Below are 21,180 nucleotides of genomic sequence, written 5' to 3' on the forward strand. Positions count from 1 at the left end.
CGCGGTGTCGAGCACGCGGAGCGCCACCGAGGTCCCCTCGTCGACGAGCGCGGGGTAGCCGGTGACCTGTCCCGCCGTGATGGTCTGCTCGATCGTGCCGACGTCCCACGTACGCAGGCCGGACCGCTCCTCCTGGCGCGCGACCTTCGTGAGGTCCGCGCGGACCTGGTTCGTGAGCTCACGGCGGAGCTCGGCTAGGTCCTTGCCGCGGGCCAGCTCGATGTCGCCATCGGTGATGCGGAACGTGACTCGCAGGTGCGAGGGCAACGCCTCGAAGTCGAAGTCGTCCGGCGACACGACCGTCCCGTTGAGCAGTCGCATCTGCCGGGCCAGCTCCTCGCTGAGGTCCGGCGCAGTGAGGTCCATTGACTCGACCAGCCGTGGGGCGAACTGTCCCGCCGGCACGAACTCGCGCCGGATCCGCTTGGGGAGCGAGCGGATCAGCTCGGTGACGAGCTCGACGCGGTGCCCGGGGACGTGCCAGTCGAAGGCCCGGTCATCGACGCTCAGAAGTCGCTCGAGCGGGAGGTCGACCGTGACACCGTCGTCGCTCATGCCGGGCTCGAACGCGTACGTCAAGGGGTACGACTCGCCGTCGGAGTGCCACTCGCGCGGGAACTCGTCCTCGGCGTCGACCGAGGCGTGGCTCAGCATCGCCGGGTCGAACGTCAGCAGGTCGGGCTGGTCGCGCTTGGCCTTCTTCCACCACGAGTCGAAGTGCCGGGCCGAGACCACATCGGCAGGGATGCGCTGGTCGTAGAACGCGTACAGCGTCTCGTCGTCGACCCGCAGGTCGCGTCGGCGCAGCCGCTCCTCGAGCTCCTCGACCGACGCGATCATCCGCTGGTTGGCCGCGAAGAACGCGTGGTGGGTACGCCACTCGCCCTGGACCAGCGCATGCCGGATGAACAGGTCACGTGAGACGACCGGGTCGATCCGGCCGAACTGCACGAGCCGGTCGGCGATCAGGGGGATGCCGAACAGCAGCACCTTCTCGCGCGCCATCACGGCGCCGCGGCGGCTCGACCAGTGCGGCTCGCTGTAGGACCGATTGACCAGGTGCTCGCCGGCCGCCTCGACCCACTCCGGCTGGATCTTGGCCGCAGTGCGCCCCCACAGCCGGCTCGTCTCGACGAGCTCGCCGACCATGACCATGCGCGGCGGCTTCCTGGCCAGCCCCGACCCCGGGAAGATCATGAACTTCGCCTGGCGGGCGCCGAGGAACTCCCGGCCGTCGGGATCGCGGAGCCCGACGTGCGACAGGAGGCCCGACAGCAACGCCTGGTGGATGCGGTCGGGGTCGCCGCCGATGGATCCGGGGCGCAGCCCGAGCTCCTTCGCAGTCCGACGCAGCTGCGAGTGGACGTCGTGCCACTCACGGATGCGCAGGTAGTGCAGGTACTCGTCGCGGCACAGTCGGCGGAACGCCGAGCTCGACAGCTCGTCGCGCTGGGCGCGGATGTACTTCCACAGCGTGAGGTATGACAGGAAGTCCGAGTCCGGCTCCCGGAACCGCTGGTGCTTCTCGTCGGCCGCCTGCTGGTGCTCGAGGGGACGTTCGCGCGGGTCCTGGATCGACATCGCGGAGACGATCACGAGCACGTCGGCGAGGCAGCCGTGCTGGTCCGCGGCCAGCAGCATGCGGGCCAGGCGGGGATCGGTGGGCAGCGTCGACATCCGCCGGCCGAGCTTGGTGAGCTTGTCGCCCTGCATCGCGCCCAGCTCGTACAACAGGTTGAGCCCGTCGCTGACGGCTCGGGAGTCGGGCGGATCGAGGAACGGGAAGTCCTTGATCGAGCCGAGGTCGAGCGAGGCCATCTGGAGCAGGACGGACGCGAGGTTGGTGCGCTGGATCTCCGGATCGGTGAACTCGGGACGCCCGTCGTGATCCTCCTCGGAGTAGAGCCGGATGCAGATGCCGTCCGCGACGCGACCGCATCGACCCGCCCGCTGGGACGCGCTCGCGCGGGAGATCGGCTCGATCGGCAGGCGCTGCACCTTGAGTCGCTGGCTGAAGCGCGAGATGCGGGCGAAACCGGGGTCGATCACGTACCGGATGCCTGGCACCGTCAGCGACGTCTCGGCGACGTTGGTGGCCAGCACGATGCGACGTCCACTGTGATTGCTGAAGATCTTCTGCTGATCGGCGGCGGCCAGGCGTCCGTACAGCGGGAGGATCTCGGTGTGCGGGTACTTCTGGCCGGCCAGGAAGTCCGCGGCGTCCCGGATCTCCCGCTCACCGGACATGAACACCAGGATGTCGCCGTGCTTGGGCAGCTCAGAGACCGCGTCGGCGATGCCCTCCAGCATGTCGCCGGCGTCGGACTCGGCAAGCGGGCGGTAGCGGACCTCGACGGGGTACGTGCGTCCGCTGACCTCGATGACCGGTGCGTCGAACATCTCCGCGAAGCGCTCGACGTCGATCGTCGCCGACGTGATGACGACCTTCAGGTCAGGCCGGCGGGGGAGCAGCTGCTTGAGGTAGCCGAGCAGGAAGTCGATCGACAGCGACCGTTCGTGCGCCTCGTCGATGATGATCGTGTCGTAGCGGGACAGGCGGCGGTCGCGTTGCAGCTCGGCGAGCAGCAGCCCGTCGGTGACGAGCCGGATCGCCGTGGCGTCGGAGGTCTGGTCGTCGAACCGCACGGCGTAGCCGACCTCGGCACCCAGCTCGACCTCGCACTCGTCGGCGATGCGCTTGGCCACCGATCGGGCGGCGATGCGCCGCGGCTGGGTGTGCGCGATGCTCCGGCGTCCCAGCTCGTACGCGATCTTGGGCAGCTGCGTCGTCTTGCCCGACCCGGTCTCCCCGGCCACGACGACGACCTGGTGGTCGTGGATCGCCTCGGCGATGTCGTCGTGGCGTGCCGTGATCGGCAGCGCCTCGTCGTACGTGATCTTCACAGCCAGCCCACATGGTCGCGGAGCAGGGCGTAGCCGACGAACGAGATGACATCGAGGATCGTGTGGGCGATGACGAGCGGCAGGACCCGTTGGGTGCGAGTGAACCAGTAGCCGAACAGCAGCCCCATCACGACGTTGCCGACGGCTTGGCCGAAGCCCTGGTAGAGGTGGTAGGTGCCGCGCAGCACAGCGCTCGCCACGATGGTCTGCGGCACCCCCCAGGAGAGCCGCCGCAGCCGGGTCGTCAGGTAGCCGACGACGATGACCTCCTCGACGACGGCGTTCTTGATCGCCGCGAGGATCAGGACCGGGATGGTCCACCAGTAGGTGTCGACCGGGCTCGTGACGATCTGGGCCGTCACCCCCAGCTCCCGGCCGAGCAGGTACAGGCCGATACCCGGGATTCCGATCACCAGAGCGAGCAGCACGCCCCAGAGCAGGTCGCTCCTGGCGCCACCTCGGTCAAGACCGAGCCGCTCCCGTACGGAGGGCTGGTCCTTGTCGAGCGTCATCAGGTAGATCGCCAAGGCCACCGGAACGAGCGCGAAGCCGATGCCCAGCAGCTGGTACGTCAGGTCGAGCCACTCACGGTCGCTCTGCGACCGGTTGAGCGTCGCCGTGGCGTCCTTGAGCGGTCCACGCGTCAGCGTCGCCGTCAGGTCCACGACCGCGTAGATCGCCGAGGCGCCGAGGGACAGCCCGAGGACGATCCAGATCTCGGTCTTGAGCCTGCGGTCGGACACCGCTCGATCGGACACCGTCAGAGGTCGTCAGTGCTGAACGTGTCGCACTGCTTGACCGTGCCACCCTCGTATCCGGCCAGGAACCAGCGCTGACGCGACTCGCTCGAGCCGTGGGTCCACGACTCCCGGTTGACCTGGCCGGTCGTCGACTGCTGGATGCGGTCGTCGCCCACGGCAGAGGCGGCGGACAGCGCCGACTGGATGTCCGCATCGGTCAGCGGCTTGAGGAGCGTGTCGCCGTCGGCATCCTCGGTCGTCGAAGCATGGTGGGCCCAGACGCCGGCCATGCAGTCCGCCATGAGCTCGATGCGCACGCCGCCGCTCAACGGCCCGGTCCGACCGTCCTGGCCCTTGGTGAGGAAGCCCAGGAGGTTCTCGACGTGGTGGCCGTACTCGTGCGCGATGACGTACTCCTGGGCCAATGCCCCGTCGTCGGCTCCGAAGCGGCTCGTCAGCTCGTCGAAGAAGCTCGCGTCGATGTAGATGCGCTGGTCCGCCGGGCAGTAGAACGGGCCAGTCGCATTCGATGCCACCCCGCAGGCCGACTGCGTCGATCCTGAGTAGATGACGGTCTTGGCCTGCTGGTACTGGCGCTGCACGTCGGCCGGCAACGCGTCGGTCCAGTAGTCCTGGACGCTGTTGACGGTGCCGATGATCCTGCAGGTGACGTCCCGGTTGGCGTCGGCGCCGGTCTTGCAGTGCGAGAAGTCGGTCGTCGTGGTCTCGCCGCCCGGCTGGATCTGCGACGTGTCGAACGGGCTCGAGCTGCCCCCCGTCAGGTCGCCTCCGAAGATGAGGCCGAGGATCAGCAGGATGATGGTGCCGGCGCCGCCGCCGATCACCGCGCCACCGCGGACGCCGCCACCGCCGCCGGTCACCTGGCTCGTGTCGAGATCGGCGCCCTCGTTGAAGGTCATGCGCTGAAGTCTACGCAGAGCGCAGGGAAGGGCTCGCCGTTAGTGTCGTGCTGTGACCTCGACAGATACGAGTGCGAGCTTCCAGATGCCGGAGGGCCTGTCGGCCGGAGACACAGCGCGTCTGAGGGGCCTGCGGCGCATGCGCGCACTGGCGCTGTCGCTGCTCGTCCTGGCCGCGGTCATCTACGCCGTGACCCGCAACCAGGACGGCTTCCTGGGCTATGTGAACGCGGGTGCGGAAGCCGCGATGGTCGGGGCCATCGCGGACTGGTTCGCCGTCACCGCCCTGTTCCGGCATCCCCTCGGCCTGCCGATCCCGCACACCGCGATCATCCCGAACCGCAAGGAGTCACTCGGCGAGAGCCTGCAGGAGTTCGTCACCGACAACTTCCTGCGGGAGGACGTGGTGCGCGAGCGCATCCAGTCCGCCGGAGTGAGCCGCCGCGTGGGGGAGTGGCTCGTGACGGAAGGGCACAGCGAGCGACTCGTCGCCGAAGGATCGCGCGTCCTCGCCGACGCGCTCCGGCACGTCAAGGAGAGCGATGTCGCCGCGGTGATCCAGGAGGCCCTGATCCCGCGCCTCAAGGAGGAGGAGCTCAGCCCCGTTGTCGGCCAGCTGCTCGAGGAGATCCTGCGCGACGACGCCCACCGGGGCCTCGTCGACCTGGCGCTCGACGAGCTGGGCCGCTGGCTCGCGATCAACGAGGAAGAGGTCGCGGCGCTGATCGAGAACCGCGCGCCCTCCTGGACCCCGCAGTGGCTCGACAAGCGCGTCGCCGGATGGGTCCACGACCAGGTCCTGGAGTGGGTCGCCGAGATCAGTCGTACGCCGGACCACAACGCGCGCATCGCGCTCAACCGATGGCTGACCGACCTGTCCGACGGGCTGCAGCACGACCCCGAGACGCGTACGCGCTTCGAGAACCTCAAGGAACGCGTCCTGTCCCAGCCCAGGGTCGGTGTCACCTCGGTACGCCTCTGGGACGCGCTGCGTCGCGCCCTGATCGGATCACTCGGCGACGAGCACGGCCTGCTGCGTCGCCGGGCGCTGGAGGAGATCGAGGCATTCGGCCAGCGGCTGATCGACGACCCCGAGCTCGATCGCCGCATCGACGCGACGATCTCGGACGTGGCCGCATACGCCGTCAACCACTACGGCAGCGAGGTGGCCACGATCATCTCCGCCACGGTCAACCGGTGGGACGGCAAGGAGACGGCCGAGCGCATCGAGCTGCACGTCGGTCGCGACCTGCAGTTCATCCGCATCAACGGAACCGTCGTCGGTGGCCTCGCCGGCATCGCGATCCACGCCGCATCGGCGCTGATCTGACGATTTTCATCGGTCGCGAAGACCACAGAATGTGGAAAACATGTGCATAACGACGTATTGCTTGTGGGTGACGTAGGTCACTCTGTGGGTAAGTGACACATTCTCCAGAATTGGCCAAAAAACTTCCGAAAATCCCTTGCGCGCCTGGTCATCCGAGGCATACAAATGACCTACGCAATCCTTCGGGAAAGCGGGAAAGAATCCAGAGTCGAACCCATGGCCAGCGACGCAAGTCAAAGGCAGCCGGTCAGTGATGTGACAGGCGGGGGAGACGAAGGTTTCTGGATGAGAGAGATCATCACGCTCGATCACAATGAGGCCCCGGAAACTCATACTTTCCGGGGCCTCGACTATTGTGCCAAGGAATTCCGTGCAAGGCCAACGAGCCGGTCCAGTCGGCACCTCCAGTGGACCTCCCCGATTCGGAACGCCGACGGGTGTTTGCTAAAGTTCAGTGCTGCACCGCGCCCGCTGAAGAGGCGCTTGTCCGGGTGGCGGAATGGTAGACGCGCTAGCTTGAGGTGCTAGTGCCCTGTAAGGGGCGTGGGGGTTCAAGTCCCCCCTCGGACACACACGAAATCGGCACCACCGCTCAGATCTGAGCGGTGGTGCTTTTCGTTGTCCGCAGACCAGTGGCTTTTCTCTCTCGAACCCGTTGCCAGCCTGTGGCGCCCGGAGGATAGTGCGAAGGGTGGGGGACCCTGCGACGCCGCCGGGGCGCCGCAATCACCGATGTGAGGAGATTGCCGTGTACGCACGATCCACAACATTCCTGGCACAGCCGGGATCTATCGACGAGGGGGTGGCCTACGTCGACGGTGAAGTCAGGCCGGCCCTGATGGCCATGGACGGCTGTATCGGCCTGTCGATGATCTGTGACCGCGATTCGGGCCGCTGCATCGTCACCAGCGCCTGGTCGACCGAGGACGCGATGAGCGTCACTGAGCAGAGGGTGCAACCGCTGCGCGACAAGGGCGTCGAGATATTCGGGTCCGAGCCTTCGATCGACCGGTGGGAGATCGCGGTGCTGCACCGGGATGCCCCGTCAGCCGAGGGCGCCTGCGTGCGCTGCACGTGGCTCAGCATGGACCCCTCGGGCGTGGATGACGCCATCGAGACATACCGAATGGCGACGCTGCCTGCCCTGGAGGAGATGGACGGCTTCCGCAGCGCGAGCCTGATGATCGACCGTGCTGCAGGTCGCGCGGTGGGCTCCGTCACGTTCGGCAGCCGCGACGAGATGGTGGCCACCCGGGCGGCAGCCGACGAGCTGCGCACGCGCACGGCCGCGGGTCTCGGCGCTTCCGTGACCGATGTCTGCGAGTTCGAGCTGGCGCTCGCGCATCTGCACGTGCCCGAGATGGTGTGAGGTCCACACCCACTCGCGCACGACTGCTGTCGGGGTTCACAGGCCCTCACGTCCGTTCCGGCGTGGGGGTCTTGTATGTCCGAAGCGATGTCCGCGTTGCGCGCCGCAGCAGCGGAATCCAGTGGTGATCTGTTCGGCGGAAGGGCCTTCTGGGTCAGCTGATCGTGGAGCCGGGCATGGTCCGTATTGACTGACCCGAAGCGACTATCGACATGCCCGGACGGCGGACGTACGGTCCGAGAATCGGGGCCATGAGCGGCACCACCGATGGCAGCCGCGTAAGGGCTGATCCTGCTGAACTCACCGTCTCGGGGGAGAGGCATGGCGTCGGGGACATCCGCGCTCCAACGCCCCCGACGATCGCCGACCTCCCTTCCCAGGAGCCGGTGTGACAGCCGTGCCCGCGGCCCACCCGTGCACCCGGCACGCTGTTGCGCGACACGACGTTCGCTGAACTGCACAGCGATTCGCCCAAGGAGGGAGCACCTATCCAGGGGAAATATCCAAGGGAAACATCATGATTCACATAAGGAGAAGCAGTAGCACCACACGACGCTCGAAGGGCTTGCGGCGACGCACGACCATCGGCGTGGCCGCGATATCGATGGTCATGCTCGGGCTGGTATCCGTGTTCAGCCCGGCGGTGGCGGACGATGGTCCGTACTCCATCGACGGCACGATTCCCGACTCGAACACGTTCACCGAGCTCGATGACCCAGAGGGCAACGTCAAGGAGCTCGGGCCGAAGAACTCGAATGTGACCAAGATCGGCGTGATCCACAGTGCGGCGACGCCGATGCTCGATCTCACCAACCCGAATGCGCAGGTGGACCTGCGCAGAGCCTGGCTCGACACCGCCAAGGACCAGAGCACAGGTGACGACTGGCTCTACTTCGCATGGGAGCGCGACAAGAACACCGGCAGCGGGTTCATCGCGTACGAATTCATGCAGGATCCGGCTCCCGCTGCGTGTGCCTACGACACGGCCACTGACGCCGAGCTGATCGCGGACTGCAACCCGTGGGCCAACCGGCAGGCGGGCGACTTCGTGATCCTGTGGGATCAGCAGGGCGGCAGCACCGACCTGTTCCTGCGCACCTGGTCCGGGACCGCACCCAACCTGACGCTGGGGGCCCCTGTGGCACTCAACGACGCGGTGTCGGAGGCGGCGTACGGCTCGGGCGGCTTCCGGGGTGAGGCGGCCGTCAACCTGACGGACACCATCTTCGCCGGAAGCGACGACTGCATATCGTTCGCGAACACGATCCCGAGCACGGTGACCGGCAACTCGGACACGGCCGACTACAAGGACACGATCCTCAAGCAGGCCCCGCCGATCACCAACTGCGGGACCGTGATCATCCGCAAGGTGACCGACCCGTCGCCTGATGACACGGACACGACGTTCGACTACACGACGACGGGCGGACTGGACCCGTCGACCTTCGATCTGAAGGACGGCGAGAACCAGGACTACGGCGCCACGGTCCAGGCGGGGGAGTACAGCGTGACCGAGACGGACCCAAGCCCGAAGTTCACGTTGTCGGATCTCGACTGCTCGGCTTCGGACGATGGCAACGGGTCGACGATCACGCCCGATCTGGCAACCGCAACGGTCGACTTCGACCTCGCGGCCGGCGACACGGTGGACTGCACCTACACCAACACGTTGCAGGTCGGCGCTCTGAAGATCCTCAAGCAGAGCACCAAGTCGGGTAATCCGTTGGTCTCCAATGCTGGGGCTGTGTTCTCGTACGACAGCTCGAGCGTGACCGACAACGGCACCGGCGACGAGGACGATACCGCTGGCGAAGTGTGCGTCTCCGGGCTGTTGCCGGGTGAGTACACGGTCAACGAGACATCGCCGCCCGACGGGTATGGAGATGCCGATGCCTCGCAGGATGACCTGAAGGTCACGGTTGTGGCTGGCACCGACTGCGGTGACAACCCGCCTGCGGCCGCGGCCACGGCGACGTTCACGAATCCGCCACTTGCGGACATCCAGGTGAACTTCCGCGATGGCGGTTCTGGCGAGACCAGCATCGACTCGATGTCCTGCACCAACACCGGAACGACGGCGGACACCTCCGACGTCGATGGTTGGGACGACTCGGTGACCCACACCGACATCCCGATCGACCCATCACCCAGGGAGATCGTCTGCACGATCACGATCGACCCGTGACCCATTGAGACGGGACGCGGCCCGGATGTCCTCCGGGCCGCGTTTCGTGGTCCCGGGGCGGGGAACCGATGCGGGACGCGGAGATCTGAGGTCGCGGGCCTCAAACCGTCACGGTACGTCGGAAGTAGAGGCCGGCAACGACCACGAACAAGGCGACCCACGCCAGCGCGACGACGAGGGACCCCGCCTCGTCGAATCCGGACGTGAGCGCGCCATCGATCACGACACGGACGCTCCCGTAACCGGGGAGAAAGCGGGCCCAACCGGCCGGCTCGCCCTGAACCATGGGGCTCTGGCCGATCCCGAGATCGAGGAAGGGGATGACGAAGGCCAGAAAGGTCCCGCTCACACGGCCGAAGACCGGACCCACCACGACCCCGATCAGGCCGTACGAGGCCGACACCAGGAGGATCCCGAGGATGTAGACGTCCCACTGGTGAGGCGTGAACACCGTGGCGACCACCACGAGGGACGCAAGCGAGGCCAGGAGGCCCGTGAGCATCACCATTCCCATCCGCGCGGCAAGGATGACTCCCTGCCGCTGGCCGGCGAGGGCGAGCCGCCGGTCGGCTGCCTGTGCATCGAGGGCGATGAACGTACCGGCCAGCGCAGCGAGGGACCCGACGGCGATCGGGGCCATGGTTCCCGCGTGGATGTGGGCCGGATCGACGATCTCCGTGAACGTCCTGCCGTGCTCCCGCAACGTCACGGGAGTGCGTCCGGAAGGCGTGCTGACGTCTGACATCCAGATGAAGACGGCTGGAACGACAACGAGGAGAGCCCACAGAGTCGGCGTTCGCCGCCAGTCGTGCCATCCCATCCGCAGCTCGGTCCTCAGCTGGGTCCACCTGGAGCCGGGATTCCGCGCGACGGACGTACGGTGCGCCACCGAGCACACCTTCGCGACCACCAGGATCGCGACGACCACCGCGCCAGCCGTCCAGGTCACGGCCCAGGTGAGGGCGCCCGGTCCGCCGTGACCTGTCGGCACGTCGACCATCCACAGCGACACGAAGTGGGTGGGCAGCACACGGGTCGCGACCAGGTCGGACGGAGTCATCGTCGGGCCGAAGAAGACGTCGATGATCCACACGAACATCAGGACGACCGTCCCGTTGGGCGGGTTGGGCATCGTGGCACCGACGATCGCTCCAATCGCGAGATAGATCACCGCGAACATGATGGTGCCCGTGATCACCCGGGTGGGCGAGCCAAGACCGTCTCGCGCACTCAGCGTCAGGAGGGCCACTGCCGCCGCCAGGAGACCGAGCATCATGCTCGCCGTGAATCGCGCCGTCACGAGCTGCCGCCGCGGCAGCCCGGCAAGCACCAGTCGTCGGTCGGCGGCACGTGCCGACGACACCTGGAAGTACATCGCGACACCGGCCAGGAATCCGGCCGCCCAGCCGGCTGTGACGCTCACGACGTCCTGATCCGCGCCACCGAGGAGGCGCGCCGCGTCGGCCAGTCGGTCGGCGGCGACCAGGACGAAGACGACCGGCACCAGCATCAGGACCAGCAGATTGGTGCCGTTCCTGCGGTAGTCGTCGACGAACCGCCTGACGAGCAGCAGGACCGTCATGTCTGCGTCGCCTTGCCGTTGCGGATCTCCACGATCCGGTCGAACCGGTCCGCGTCGACGGCGAAGTGGCTGATGATCAGGACCGTGCGCCCGGCGTCCCGACGGGTGGCGACGATTCCCCAGAACCTCTGGTAGGTGTCCCAGTCGAATCCGGCATAGGGCTCGTCAAGCAGGAGCAGCTCCGGGTCCGCGAGCAGCGCCAGGCCCAGATTGAGCTTGGCGAGGGTGCCGCCGGACAGCTGATCTGCCCGTGTGTCGGCGTACCGCTCAAAGCCGAGTGCCGCGTAGATCTCGCGCCGGCTCCGCCGCTCGGCAGGAACTGACATGCGACAGGCCCGGCCGAAGAGCTCGAAGTGCTCGTTGCAGGTCAGGCGCCCGTAGACGATCGGCACCTGTGGGCAGTACCCGAGCCGGCCGGTCCGTGTCACCTGGCCGGAATCTGGGGCAAGGGCGCCGACCAGGATCTTCATGAGGGTGGTCTTGCCGGAGCCGTTCTCGCCCACCAGGCCGACCACCTCGCCGCGCCGCAACGCGAGGTCCGCCCCGGTGAGGACGGAGACCGAGTGCCGGAACGGCCACACACCACGACCGAACGCCTTCTCGATCCCGAACGCCTCGAGCACCCAGTCGGCCGGTGCGGCCGGGATGTCGGGTGACCGGGTTGCGGGGTGGGTCATGTCGCGTCCGTCCTTCGGCGATCGCTGGAAGCGCTGGATCAATCTGGTGGTGCCACGAACGTGTCACCCAGAACGGATCGAGGGCAGGTACGAGTGGCACTGTGAGGCGGGACCTTGGACCGTGCCCCTGAGAAGCCCCGACCGGGTGGAGTGGGCAACACGCAACAGCGCGTTCTACGGTGAGGGCGTGGGGCTCTGAGGGTCGCCGGAGACCAGGAGGAATCATGAGCCGAACCGCGGTCATCGAGGTCGCCGGTCTGCACTGGGCGACCTCATCCTCGGTGATCGAGGCGGTGCTGATGCGGCGCCCCGGCGTGCAGCGCGTCGAGGCCAACGCCGTCTCCCAAAGCGCCACTGTCACGTACGATCCGGCAACCACGACGGTGGCCGAGCTGGCGAGCTGGGTACGTGACTGCGGCTATCACTGCGCCGGCCGATCCGTGCCCGCGCACACGTGTGATCCGCTGGCGGAGCATCCAGACGGCCACGGTCCTGCCGCTGGCGTGACGATGCCCGCTGGCCACGTGGGCCACGTCGCGCACGGCGCCCCGACGCGACGCTCGCCGCAGGAGGCCATGGGTCATGGTGGGGGACACCACGAGATGTCGATGGCCGACATGGTCCGGGACATGCGCCGGCGATTCCTGGTCGCGATCGTCCTGTCGGTGCCGATCGTGCTGTGGTCACCCATCGGTCGGGATGTCATCGGCTTCGACGCGGCGGCGCCATTCGGCCTCAGGGATGACGTCTTCTCTCTCGTGCTGAGCCTTCCCGTGGTGTTCTACTCCGCCTGGATCTTCTTCGACGGCGCCGTCCGCGCGCTCCGGGCGCGCACGCTCGACATGATGGTGCTGGTCGCCGTCGCGGTCGGCACCGGCTGGCTCTACAGCGTCGCGGTGACGCTCAGCGGCGGCGGAGAGGTCTTCTACGAGGCTGCCACGGTCCTGACCTCGTTCGTCCTGCTGGGGCACTGGTTCGAGATGCGTGCGCGCGGGGGTGCGAACGAGGCGATTCGCGCGCTGCTGGAGCTGGCGCCGCCGATCGCCGTGGTGCTGCGCGACGGCGAGCCGGTCGAGGTCCCCACCGCCGAGGTCGCCGTCGGCGACCTGCTGCTGATCCGGCCCGGCAGCAAGATCCCCGTCGACGGAACCGTCGAGGACGGTGTCTCGGAGATCGACGAGTCGATGGTCACGGGGGAGAGCCTGCCCGTCGGCAAGGTCGCGGGTTCGGAGGTCGTGGGCGCGTCGATCAACACGACCGGCACGCTGCGCGTCCGCGCCACGAGGGTGGGTTCGGACACCGCACTCGCGCAGATCGTCGCGATGGTCCAGGAGGCGCAGAACTCGAAGGCACCCGGCCAGCGTCTCGCCGATCGAGCGGCGTTCTGGCTCGTGTTCGTGGCACTGGTCGGCGGCATCGGGACGTTCCTGGTGTGGTGGTCCGCCGGATCCGATCCGCAGATGGCGCTGCTGTTCGCGATCACCGTCGTCGTGATCACGTGTCCGGATGCGTTGGGGCTCGCGACCCCGACGGCGATCATGGTGGGCACGGGCCTGGGCGCCAAGCGCGGTGTCCTGTTCAAGAACGCCACCGCGTTGGAGGTCTCTGCACGCATCGACACCGTGGTGATGGACAAGACCGGCACGCTGACCAAGGGCGAACCCGAAGTCACCGACACGGTCGTCCTGGACGGGCGGGACGAGTACCGGTTCCTGTCGCTCGTGGCCGCCGTCGAACGGGAGTCCGAGCATCCGCTGGCCGGCGCCATCGTCCAGCACGCCCGTGACGAGGGTGCGGAGACTGCAACCGTCACACAGTTCCGGAACGTGCCGGGACATGGCGCCACTGCGGAGGTCGACGGCCACCGAGTCGCAATCGGGAACCGCAAGCTCATGGCTGCCGAAGGGGTGGACGTCGCATCCCTGATGATCCACCGCGACGAATTCGCCGCCTCGGGCCGCACCGCGGTGCTGGTGGCCGTGGACGGACGTGCGGCCGGCGTGATCGCGCTGGCCGATGCAGCGCGCGAGACGTCGGCGGCGGCCGTGAGCGCCTTGCACGAGCTCGGCATCGAGGTCGTGATGCTCAGCGGCGACAACCAGGCCACCGCCGAGCGGATCGCCGGCCAGCTGGGTATCGACACGGTGATCGCCGAGGTGCTCCCGGGAGACAAGGCCGACCGGATCGCCGCCCTGCAGGCCAGCGGCAAGCGCGTGGCCATGGTCGGGGACGGCGTCAATGATGCTCCCGCCCTGGCGAAGGCCGACCTGGGCATCGCCATCGGAGCGGGAACGGACGTGGCGATCGAGACGGCGGACCTGGTGCTCATGCGATCGGATCCGCTGGACGTCGCGATCGCGCTCGAGATCGGCAAGGGCACGTTGCGAAAGATGCGGCAGAATCTCGGCTGGGCGATCGGCTACAACGTCATCGCGCTGCCGATCGCCGCCGGGGTGTTCGAGCCGTCACTTGGCCTGGTGCTGCGTCCGGAGATCGCTGCACTGTCGATGTCGGGGTCCAGCCTGATCGTCGCGGTGAACGCGTTGATGCTGAAGGGTCTGAAGCTGCCGGGCGAGTGATGCGCCGATCCTCACATCATGTTTCGGCTGTCGCGCCAGTCCTCGTCGAACCACTCGGCAAGCCAGCGCTGCATCCGGAGGATCTCGGCGTGCTGGTCGTCGCGGATCGACCGGGCCAGGCGTGCCACGTCGTCGTGCTCGGTTCCTGCCCGCAACAGGTGCTGTGACATCATCACCGCGGCCATGTGGTGACCGATCATGTCCCGCAGGAAGGCCCGGTCGAGCTCGTCGCCGGACAAGCCCGAGAGGTCCCGCATCATCGGCCGGTAGTCGGCTGCCGGCTGTTGCGGGTACCAGTCGCGAAGCCAGGTCTCCATCTGGCGGATCTGGTCGGACTGGGTCCGGACAATGGCGTCCCCGAATGCCCGCATCTCCGCCCGGTCGGACCGGGCGAGCTCACCTGCGGCGTCGACCGCCTCCCGGTGGTGGGCCACCATCTCGGCGAGATAGTCCGACTCGCTCGTCACCCGAGCCCCCTGATGTGCCATGCGACCGGGTCCCATCCCCGACGGCGTCGTGTCGCGACCGGCAAGGACCGCCGCAACTCCGACGGCGGTCGCCGCGACGATGACAACGGCGGCGATGACGGCCGTCCAGCGATCCGTGTTCGACAGCTTGGCAACGGTTCTCATGGTTCGACTGTCACCCCGGCGGTCGAGGCCACTCAGGGGACACCGACCTGAATCAACCGGGTAGTAGGTCCCATCGAACGACGTGCACGCCGAAACCCGACTATCGTCTAGTCATGAGCGTGGCGACGACGATCGAGGTGGACGGCGGCGTCCTGGTGGCGCACGACGGCTCGGCGCAGGCCGAGGCGGCCGTGCGTACGGCCGCGCGGTTGGCCGCGGCGCTCGGCCAGCCCGTCACCGCCGTTCGCGCCTGGAACGTCAGCACCGCTCCGCGGCCAAGCACAGCCGCCCCCGGCTACATGCCACCGTTCGAGGACTTCGAGGCTGCCACCCTGGCTGCACTCGAGGAGGACCTCGCACCGATCCGATCCGAGAACCCCGGCGTGACCATCACCGCGGCCGTCGTCCACGGCAGTCCCGCCGCGAAGCTCATCGACGCGTCCGACCGCGCCGACCTGATCGTCGTCGGGAGCCGGGGACATGGCGGGTTCACCGGCCTGCTGCTGGGGTCCGTCAGCGAGCAGGTCGTCCGTCACGCGACCTGCCCGGTCGTCGTGGACAAGGTGCGCAAGGCGGGCGAACCCCCCGCCGATCAGCTGCAGATGGAAGAGGCACTCGCCAGCGAGCTCAAGCTCGACCGGCCCGCGGACGAAGGTCCCACCCGAACCTGACCTTGGGCCGGTGATGCCGCCGCGCGCAGGATGGTCGACTGGGGTCAGATGACCCAGCATCCTGCGAGAGAAGGCACATCATGAAGGCACTAGTGGTGTACGAATCCATGTTCGGCAACACCGCCCAGGTTGCCGAGGCGATCGCCGCCGGCCTCCGGGAGACGATGAGTGTCGACGTGCGCGAGGTCAAGGACGCGCCGGCGGTGCCTGCGGACGACATCGACGTGATCGTCGCCGGGGGACCGACGCATGCCTTCTCGATGAGCCGGACGCGGACCAGGACCGATGCGATCGCGCGGGGTGCGACGCACGGAGAAGTCGACTTCGGCCTGCGGGAATGGATCAACGGCATACCTGATGAGCGACACAGCTCCTCGCTCGTCACGTTCGACACCCGCGTCAGCAAGGTGCGGCGCCTGCCCGGTTCGGCCGCCAGGAGCGCCGCCAAGGCGGGGCGCAGGCATGGCTTCGCGTCGTACGCCTCACCGGAGAGCTTCTACGTCGACGACATGAGCGGCCCGCTCGAGGACGGTGAGCTCGAGCGAGCGACCGCCTGGGGGCGGGAGCTGGCCACGCTCGCCGCTGCGCGATGAGTCGGCGGGCGGCGAGCGATCGCACCAGCCAGGTGGTCCTCGCGGACGGGAGCCACGCCGAGATCAGGCTTCTCCGGCCCGAGGACCGTCCAGCGGTGACCACCCTGTTCGAGTCGTGCAGCGAGGAGAACCTCTACACCCGGTTCTTCACGGTGGGGCAGGGCGTGGTGTCGCACCACATCGACCACCTCTTCGACCGGGCGCCCGACGCGCCCACGTACGTGGCACTCAGGGCCGGGAAGATGCTCGGCATCGCTGACGTGGAGCGCTGCGACGACGCAACCAGCGAAATCGCGTTCCTGGTCGCCGATGACTCGCACGGGCTCGGCATCGCGACGCTCCTGCTCGAACGCGCAGCGGAGGACGCTCGAGCCTCAGGTGTCGCATGGTTCGTCGCCGACGTGCTGGCGATCAACCACCCCATGCTCCAGGTGTTCACCGACGCCGGCTTCCAGGTCGAGCAGCACCCGGAACACGGCGACGTCGCGCTGCGCATGAGCACCGAGCTCACGCCGCAGGCGCAGTCGGCGATCGCCGCCAGGCATGCCGCCGCCCGCGCCCGGCGCGGGACGTTGGTCCCTCGGCTCGAGGCGAATCGGCCCTGAGACACCAGCCGGAACAGCGCGACCGTGGTGTCGAGACCATTCATCGCCCCCACAGGAGTCGTCATGAAAGCCGCTGTCGTCACCCAGCTCGGTCAACCGCTCGAGCTCCAGGACCGTCCGGTCCCCGAACCGTCCATGGACCAGGTACTCGTACGGATCGAGGCATCCGGTCTGTGCCACACCGACATCCACGCTGCCCACGGCGACTGGCCGGTCAAGCCGACACCGCCGTTCGTACCGGGTCACGAAGGCGTCGGCATCGTCGAGAAGCTCGGGAGCCGGGTCACGGCGCACCAGCTCGGCGACCGGGTGGCCATTCCCTGGCTCGGGCACGCGTGCGGCCACTGCCGTTACTGCGTCGACGGTCGGGAGACCCTGTGCGAGAGCCAGCAGAACAGCGGCTACTCGATCGACGGCGCCTTCGCCGAGTACGCGCTCGTCGATGCCCGGTATGCGGTCACCGTGCCGACCGGTGTCGAGCCGTTCGACGCCGCACCGCTGAGCTGCGCAGGTGTGACGTCCTACAAGTCGGTCAAGGTCGCGCACGTGCAGCCCGGCGAGACCGTCGCGGTCTTCGGGGTCGGCGGGCTCGGCCACCTCGCGGTCCAGTACGCCCGACTCGTCGGCGCCACCGTGATTGCCGTCGACATCGATGACGAGAAGCTGGCGCTCGCGACCTCGCTCGGCGCAGATCACGTGGTCAACGCCGCCACGGTCGACCCGGTCGAGGCCATCAAGGCCCTGGGCGGAGCCGATGTGGCGCTGGCGTACGCCGTCTCACCCGCGTCGTTCGAACAGGCCTTCCAGTCGCTGAGCAGGGGCGGACGACTCGTCTGCGTCGCGCTGCCGGCCGAGGGAACCATGAGCATCCCGATCTTCGACACGGTGCTGAAGGGCATCGAGATCATCGGATCGATCGTCGGCACCAGACAGGACCTCGCCGAGGTCTTCGAGCTCCACGCGCGTGGCCGTACGCGCGTCATCGCCGAGGGTCGCAAGCTCGAGCAGGTCAATGAGGCCATCGCCGAGCTGCTGAGCGGTGACGTTCCCGCCCGTCTCGTCTTCGAGCTCTGAACCCGCACCACAAACCAGGAGGACACCATGAACGAGACAACGCACCACCGTCCCGTCGTGGTCGGTGTCTCCGGCGACCAGCCAGCCCTCCTGAGCTATGCCGTGGGGATCGCCCAGATGCTCGACTCGCCGCTCCGCGTCGTGCACGCGTACGCGTTCCAGACCGACACCGTTGACCTCCACACGGACCGCGACCCGGGCGCGATCCTCCGCGAGGCCGGACAGCGCGTGCTGGACGAGGTGCGCGAGCGGCTGGCGGCGTACGAGGGCCTCGACGTGGAGTACTCGTTGCGGCCTGAGCCGCCGGCATTCGCCTTGTTGACCGAGAGCAAGGACGCATCGATCATCGTGCTCGGCACGGACGACGTCGGTTGGTTCGACCGGCTCGCGGGCGCGAACGTGGCGCAACGTGTCGCGTTGCACAGCAGCTGCCCGGTGCTGGTCGTGCCGCACGACCTGTCCGAGCCGACGATGAACGACATCGTCATCGCCCTGGACATCGACAACGTGCTCGATGACGCCCTCGACTTCGGCTTCGACCTGGGGGAGCGCACCGCGGCGCCAGTACGGGTCATCACCGTGCTCCCGCAGTCCGCCGACTCCGAGGAGCGGAACTGGCGAGACAGGAGGCTGCGGGGCTTCGTGGCCGAGTGGCACAAGCGCTTCCCACATGCGATCGCCCGGCACGAGGTGCTGACCGGGCGGCCCGCGGACGAGCTCAGCCGTGGTCGAACGCCGGCGCGGCTCGTGATCGTCGGTCGTCCCAACCAGCCGCATCGTGTGCCGCTGCTCAACCGACGCGTGGCCGGATCACTCCTGCGCGAGGCGCAGTGCCCGGTCGCGGTCGTCCCCGAAGGGCACCGGGACTGAGCACCTGCGCGGAGGCTACGGGCTGACCTTGATCTTGTTGTGGACGGCGCTGACGTTCGGCGAGGACCATGCGGCGCGGCCGGCCTCACTGCGCTCCAGCCAGGTGCGGACGGTGCCCGTCAGGGTGACCTCGCGGCCGACGACAGTGACGCGAATGGCGTTGGCATCAGTCGTCGCACTGCGGACGAGGGCGCGCTCGATGCGGTTCTGGGTGTCCTCGGCCGAGGCGCGAGGGCTGAGCTCGATCCGGTTCTCGACATGCGTCACGCCCGTGACACCGCCCACGAGCTTCTCCGCTTCTCGCCGTTGGAACTGGTAGGTCACGGTGCCGGTCAGGATCGCAACATGGTCGCGGACCTCGACCTGGACCGAGTCTCCTGGGACCTTGGAGGTCCACTTGAGCACGGTGCGTATGGCTGCTGCGATGTCGGTGTCGGTCTGCCCGGACTTGACGGTGCGACGCACCTCGAGGTCGTCGGCGACGACGCTGACGCCCGTGACACGCAGCGCGGCCCTCACGGCCGCGTTGCGCTCGGCGTGGCTGTCCACCTCCCCGGAGAGCGTGACTGCGCCGTCGAGCACGGATACGCCGATCCGGGAGTCGTTGACGTCCGGCGACCAGGCGAGCTCTTCGATGACGTCCTCCTGGATGACGTGATCGGTGTTCCTTGTCGTTGTCGGCTTCATGCCTCCGACTCTGCTGTCGGCCCGGCCTCCGACCTAGGGACTTCCGACCCGGATGGTGGGGTCCTTGGCCGGATTCGGCGCACTGGCCACGAGGCGAAGGATGGTGAGCACATCGCAAGCCGACAGCCGAGGAAGCCATGACCGCCGCCCGCAATCTCCCCATCGTCGTGGGAGTCGCCGGCCCGCAGTCGGCCGTGCTGGATTTCGCCCGCCGGGAGGCTGAGCGCGCCGCGTGCGGCATCAGACTGGTCCACGCCTACACCGTCCCGCCGTCCGCGATGGGTTCGATCTATGGCCTCGACATCCCCGAGACCTACCGCGCTGCAGGAGAGGAGACACTGCAGGAGGCGGCCGGGTACCTCGAGGCGAGCGGGGCCACTGCGCCCGCCGCGACCGTCCTGATCCGCGGCTACGCACCCAGTGTCCTCGAGTCCGAGTCCAGGTCCGCGCGCCTCGTGATCATCGGGCCGGATGAGTCCAAGCCGTGGTACATCCGGATGTTCGAGGGCAAGGTCGCTCGGCAGCTCGTCGAGCATGCCGCATGCCCGGTCGTCGTGGTGCCGGACTCGTGGCACCGCACGGATGATGCTGCGCCGGTCGTCGTCATGGTCGATGGTGAGACGAGCGCTCACGGGCCCTTGAAGCTCGCGTTCGACACTGCTCTGGCACGTGGAGCCGAGCTCCGGGTGCTCCACGTGACGCCGCCGATGGACGGCGCGGTCGACGACCAGTGGGAAGCCATCCGCCGGGTCGTCGACTCGTGGTTCGACCGGCACCCACAGGTGCGCGGAGGCAGCCAGGAAGTGGCGGGGGAGGTGCGCGAATCGGCACTACGCGCGGCGGATGGGGCCGGGTTGCTGATTCTCGGCCGGCCACACGAACGACGCCTGTCGAACATCCTGATGGACTCGCTCGCGCAGGAGATCATCGCCGAGGCCGGAAGCCCGGTCGCTGTCGTCCCCGCCGCGTACCGGGGTTGACGTGCGAGGTCCGCAGCCACTCGAGCGGCGCCCCGTCGGCACGTCCTCCCGATCCTCCTGACCGGCGCTTCGTCAGCGAAGCTCGACGATGATCTGGTTGTCGACCTCGTCAACGTGAGGCGATGACCAGGCGGCGAGCTCGGCCTGCCGCTTCTCCGCATACGACGAGGCGATCCCGGTCAGGACCACGCGCGAACCGTCGGCGGCCGCGTGGATCCGCCCCGCGTCGATGGACGCATTCCTGATGAGCGCCCGGCGGATCAAGGCCTCGGTCTCGGAGGTGCTGGCCTGCGGGCGAGGCTTGAGGGTGATCCTGTTCCTCACGTCCTGCACGCCGACGAGGTGCTCGACCAGCCGACGAGCGGTCTCGCGCTGATGGTTCCAGTCGACCTCGCCGCTCAACGTGACCACGTGGTCCTCGACGTCCACCTTGACGGAGTCCTTGGGGATCTGGGAGTTCCACTTCAGCACGTTGTGGGCGGCCAGCGCGATGTCGGAGTCCGTCCGGGGATCCGTGATGTGGTGCACGAGGATCTCGTTCGCGATCGCCGTCACCCCGCGCGTGCGTAGTGCGGTCTTGCCGGCCATGACCTTCTGCCAGTACGAGCCGACCTGGCCCGAGAGCGTGACCACGCCGCCGCGGACGGAGACGCCGATCTTCGCGGAGTCCACCTCCGGCGCCCAGCCGAGCGCCTTCTCGACGTCCTGCTGGATGTCACGGTCGTGCGTCTGCTCCATCGTGGTCTTCATGGTGGGTTTCATCTGGGTGTTCCTTCCTGGCT

The 21,180-nt window shown here is 68.0% G+C and carries 18 protein-coding genes and 1 tRNA gene; 11 read left to right on the forward strand and 8 right to left on the reverse strand.

The annotated features are described in order from the left end of the window. From hrpA to ypfJ, 3 genes are all read right to left on the reverse strand, one after another. On the reverse strand, window positions 1-2,904 hold a 2,904-nt coding region (gene hrpA / locus V6M46_RS03010; RefSeq protein WP_332662287.1), incomplete at its 3' end, for an ATP-dependent RNA helicase HrpA. Next, the gene (locus V6M46_RS03015; protein ID WP_332662288.1) at window positions 2,901-3,647 is read right to left on the reverse strand and encodes a CPBP family intramembrane glutamic endopeptidase; all 747 of its coding nucleotides are present in this window, start codon (window positions 3,645-3,647) and stop codon (window positions 2,901-2,903) included. The genes hrpA and V6M46_RS03015, both read right to left, overlap by 4 nt. A 17-nt stretch (window positions 3,648-3,664) precedes the next feature. Continuing rightward, window positions 3,665-4,564 carry a KPN_02809 family neutral zinc metallopeptidase gene (gene ypfJ / locus V6M46_RS03020; RefSeq protein ID WP_332662289.1) on the reverse strand — a complete coding sequence of 300 codons (900 nt, stop codon included), beginning with the start codon at window positions 4,562-4,564 and terminating at the stop codon, window positions 3,665-3,667. 52 nt (window positions 4,565-4,616) lie between these two features. Between ypfJ and V6M46_RS03025 the strand changes: the two genes are divergently transcribed. The 4 genes from V6M46_RS03025 (at window position 4,617) to V6M46_RS03040 (ending at window position 9,448) form a co-directional block, all read left to right on the forward strand. Then, complete coding sequence (locus tag V6M46_RS03025; protein WP_332662290.1) at window positions 4,617-5,894, forward strand: DUF445 domain-containing protein; 1,278 nt, start codon at window positions 4,617-4,619, stop codon at window positions 5,892-5,894. 485 nt (window positions 5,895-6,379) lie between these two features. After that, window positions 6,380-6,464 (forward strand) — tRNA-Leu (locus tag V6M46_RS03030). 232 nt (window positions 6,465-6,696) lie between these two features. After that, complete coding sequence (locus V6M46_RS03035; protein ID WP_332662291.1) at window positions 6,697-7,263, forward strand: hypothetical protein; 567 nt, start codon at window positions 6,697-6,699, stop codon at window positions 7,261-7,263. A gap of 589 nt (window positions 7,264-7,852) precedes the next feature. Further along, the gene (locus tag V6M46_RS03040; protein WP_332662292.1) at window positions 7,853-9,448 is read left to right on the forward strand and encodes a prealbumin-like fold domain-containing protein; all 1,596 of its coding nucleotides are present in this window, start codon (window positions 7,853-7,855) and stop codon (window positions 9,446-9,448) included. Between the two features lie 100 nt (window positions 9,449-9,548). On the opposite strand, the gene V6M46_RS03045 is transcribed toward V6M46_RS03040, so the two are convergent. Further along, entirely contained in the window at window positions 9,549-11,030 is a 1,482-nt protein-coding gene (locus V6M46_RS03045) for an ABC transporter permease (RefSeq protein ID WP_332662293.1), read from the reverse strand. Next, complete coding sequence (locus V6M46_RS03050) at window positions 11,027-11,707, reverse strand: ABC transporter ATP-binding protein (RefSeq protein WP_332662294.1); 681 nt, start codon at window positions 11,705-11,707, stop codon at window positions 11,027-11,029. The genes V6M46_RS03045 and V6M46_RS03050 overlap by 4 nt, the downstream gene beginning before the upstream one ends. Window positions 11,708-11,931: 224 nt before the next feature. Between V6M46_RS03050 and V6M46_RS03055 the strand changes: the two genes are divergently transcribed. After that, a complete protein-coding gene (locus V6M46_RS03055; protein WP_332662295.1) occupies window positions 11,932-14,286 on the forward strand; it encodes a heavy metal translocating P-type ATPase in 2,355 nt (784 codons plus the stop codon). An 11-nt stretch (window positions 14,287-14,297) separates the two neighbouring features. On the opposite strand, the gene V6M46_RS03060 is transcribed toward V6M46_RS03055, so the two are convergent. After that, window positions 14,298-14,918 (reverse strand): DUF305 domain-containing protein, encoded by a 621-nt coding sequence (locus V6M46_RS03060; RefSeq protein WP_332662296.1) that lies wholly within the window; start codon window positions 14,916-14,918, stop codon window positions 14,298-14,300. Window positions 14,919-15,031: 113 nt separating this feature from the next. On the opposite strand from V6M46_RS03060, the gene V6M46_RS03065 reads away from it, so the two are divergent. The 5 genes from V6M46_RS03065 (at window position 15,032) to V6M46_RS03085 (ending at window position 18,731) form a co-directional block, all read left to right on the forward strand. Beyond that, the gene (locus tag V6M46_RS03065) at window positions 15,032-15,589 is read left to right on the forward strand and encodes a universal stress protein (RefSeq protein ID WP_332662297.1); all 558 of its coding nucleotides are present in this window, start codon (window positions 15,032-15,034) and stop codon (window positions 15,587-15,589) included. 80 nt (window positions 15,590-15,669) lie between these two features. Further along, window positions 15,670-16,182, forward strand: a complete 513-nt coding sequence (locus V6M46_RS03070; RefSeq protein WP_332662298.1) for a flavodoxin family protein — start codon at window positions 15,670-15,672, stop codon at window positions 16,180-16,182. Continuing rightward, the gene (locus V6M46_RS03075) at window positions 16,179-16,787 is read left to right on the forward strand and encodes a GNAT family N-acetyltransferase (protein ID WP_332662299.1); all 609 of its coding nucleotides are present in this window, start codon (window positions 16,179-16,181) and stop codon (window positions 16,785-16,787) included. The genes V6M46_RS03070 and V6M46_RS03075 overlap by 4 nt, the downstream gene beginning before the upstream one ends. Window positions 16,788-16,850: 63 nt before the next feature. Beyond that, window positions 16,851-17,861: an alcohol dehydrogenase AdhP gene (gene adhP / locus V6M46_RS03080; protein ID WP_332662300.1), complete on the forward strand. Its 1,011-nt coding sequence runs from the start codon at window positions 16,851-16,853 to the stop codon at window positions 17,859-17,861. 27 nt (window positions 17,862-17,888) lie between these two features. Continuing rightward, window positions 17,889-18,731, forward strand: coding sequence for a universal stress protein (locus tag V6M46_RS03085; protein ID WP_332662301.1), 843 nt, complete (start codon window positions 17,889-17,891; stop codon window positions 18,729-18,731). A gap of 15 nt (window positions 18,732-18,746) precedes the next feature. Here the strand turns inward: V6M46_RS03085 and V6M46_RS03090 are convergent, their stop codons facing one another. After that, window positions 18,747-19,418, reverse strand: a complete 672-nt coding sequence (locus V6M46_RS03090) for a BON domain-containing protein (RefSeq protein ID WP_332662302.1) — start codon at window positions 19,416-19,418, stop codon at window positions 18,747-18,749. A 137-nt stretch (window positions 19,419-19,555) separates the two neighbouring features. Here V6M46_RS03090 and V6M46_RS03095 point away from each other — a divergent pair, with 137 nt between their 5' ends. After that, window positions 19,556-20,398: a universal stress protein gene (locus V6M46_RS03095; RefSeq protein ID WP_332662303.1), complete on the forward strand. Its 843-nt coding sequence runs from the start codon at window positions 19,556-19,558 to the stop codon at window positions 20,396-20,398. 72 nt (window positions 20,399-20,470) lie between these two features. Here the strand turns inward: V6M46_RS03095 and V6M46_RS03100 are convergent, their stop codons facing one another. Beyond that, window positions 20,471-21,160: a BON domain-containing protein gene (locus tag V6M46_RS03100; RefSeq protein WP_332662305.1), complete on the reverse strand. Its 690-nt coding sequence runs from the start codon at window positions 21,158-21,160 to the stop codon at window positions 20,471-20,473. Window positions 21,161-21,180: the final 20 nt, after the last annotated feature.

The sequence above is a fragment of the Aeromicrobium sp. genome, from assembly GCF_036676885.1.
Classification (GTDB): domain Bacteria; phylum Actinomycetota; class Actinomycetes; order Propionibacteriales; family Nocardioidaceae; genus Aeromicrobium.

What these genes read in the sequence shown, in the direction of transcription:
- ypfJ (WP_332662289.1), bottom strand. Translation starts at nt 4,564, where the DNA reads ATGACCTTCAACGAGGGCGCCGATCTCGACACGAGCCAGGTGACCGGC.
- V6M46_RS03045 (WP_332662293.1), bottom strand. Translation starts at nt 11,030, where the DNA reads ATGACGGTCCTGCTGCTCGTCAGGCGGTTCGTCGACGACTACCGCAGG.
- V6M46_RS03050 (WP_332662294.1), bottom strand. Translation starts at nt 11,707, where the DNA reads ATGACCCACCCCGCAACCCGGTCACCCGACATCCCGGCCGCACCGGCC.
- V6M46_RS03055 (WP_332662295.1), top strand. Translation starts at nt 11,932, where the DNA reads ATGAGCCGAACCGCGGTCATCGAGGTCGCCGGTCTGCACTGGGCGACC.
- V6M46_RS03060 (WP_332662296.1), bottom strand. Translation starts at nt 14,918, where the DNA reads ATGAGAACCGTTGCCAAGCTGTCGAACACGGATCGCTGGACGGCCGTC.
- V6M46_RS03065 (WP_332662297.1), top strand. Translation starts at nt 15,032, where the DNA reads ATGAGCGTGGCGACGACGATCGAGGTGGACGGCGGCGTCCTGGTGGCG.
- V6M46_RS03070 (WP_332662298.1), top strand. Translation starts at nt 15,670, where the DNA reads ATGAAGGCACTAGTGGTGTACGAATCCATGTTCGGCAACACCGCCCAG.
- V6M46_RS03075 (WP_332662299.1), top strand. Translation starts at nt 16,179, where the DNA reads ATGAGTCGGCGGGCGGCGAGCGATCGCACCAGCCAGGTGGTCCTCGCG.
- adhP (WP_332662300.1), top strand. Translation starts at nt 16,851, where the DNA reads ATGAAAGCCGCTGTCGTCACCCAGCTCGGTCAACCGCTCGAGCTCCAG.
- V6M46_RS03085 (WP_332662301.1), top strand. Translation starts at nt 17,889, where the DNA reads ATGAACGAGACAACGCACCACCGTCCCGTCGTGGTCGGTGTCTCCGGC.
- V6M46_RS03090 (WP_332662302.1), bottom strand. Translation starts at nt 19,418, where the DNA reads ATGAAGCCGACAACGACAAGGAACACCGATCACGTCATCCAGGAGGAC.
- V6M46_RS03095 (WP_332662303.1), top strand. Translation starts at nt 19,556, where the DNA reads ATGACCGCCGCCCGCAATCTCCCCATCGTCGTGGGAGTCGCCGGCCCG.
- V6M46_RS03100 (WP_332662305.1), bottom strand. Translation starts at nt 21,160, where the DNA reads ATGAAACCCACCATGAAGACCACGATGGAGCAGACGCACGACCGTGAC.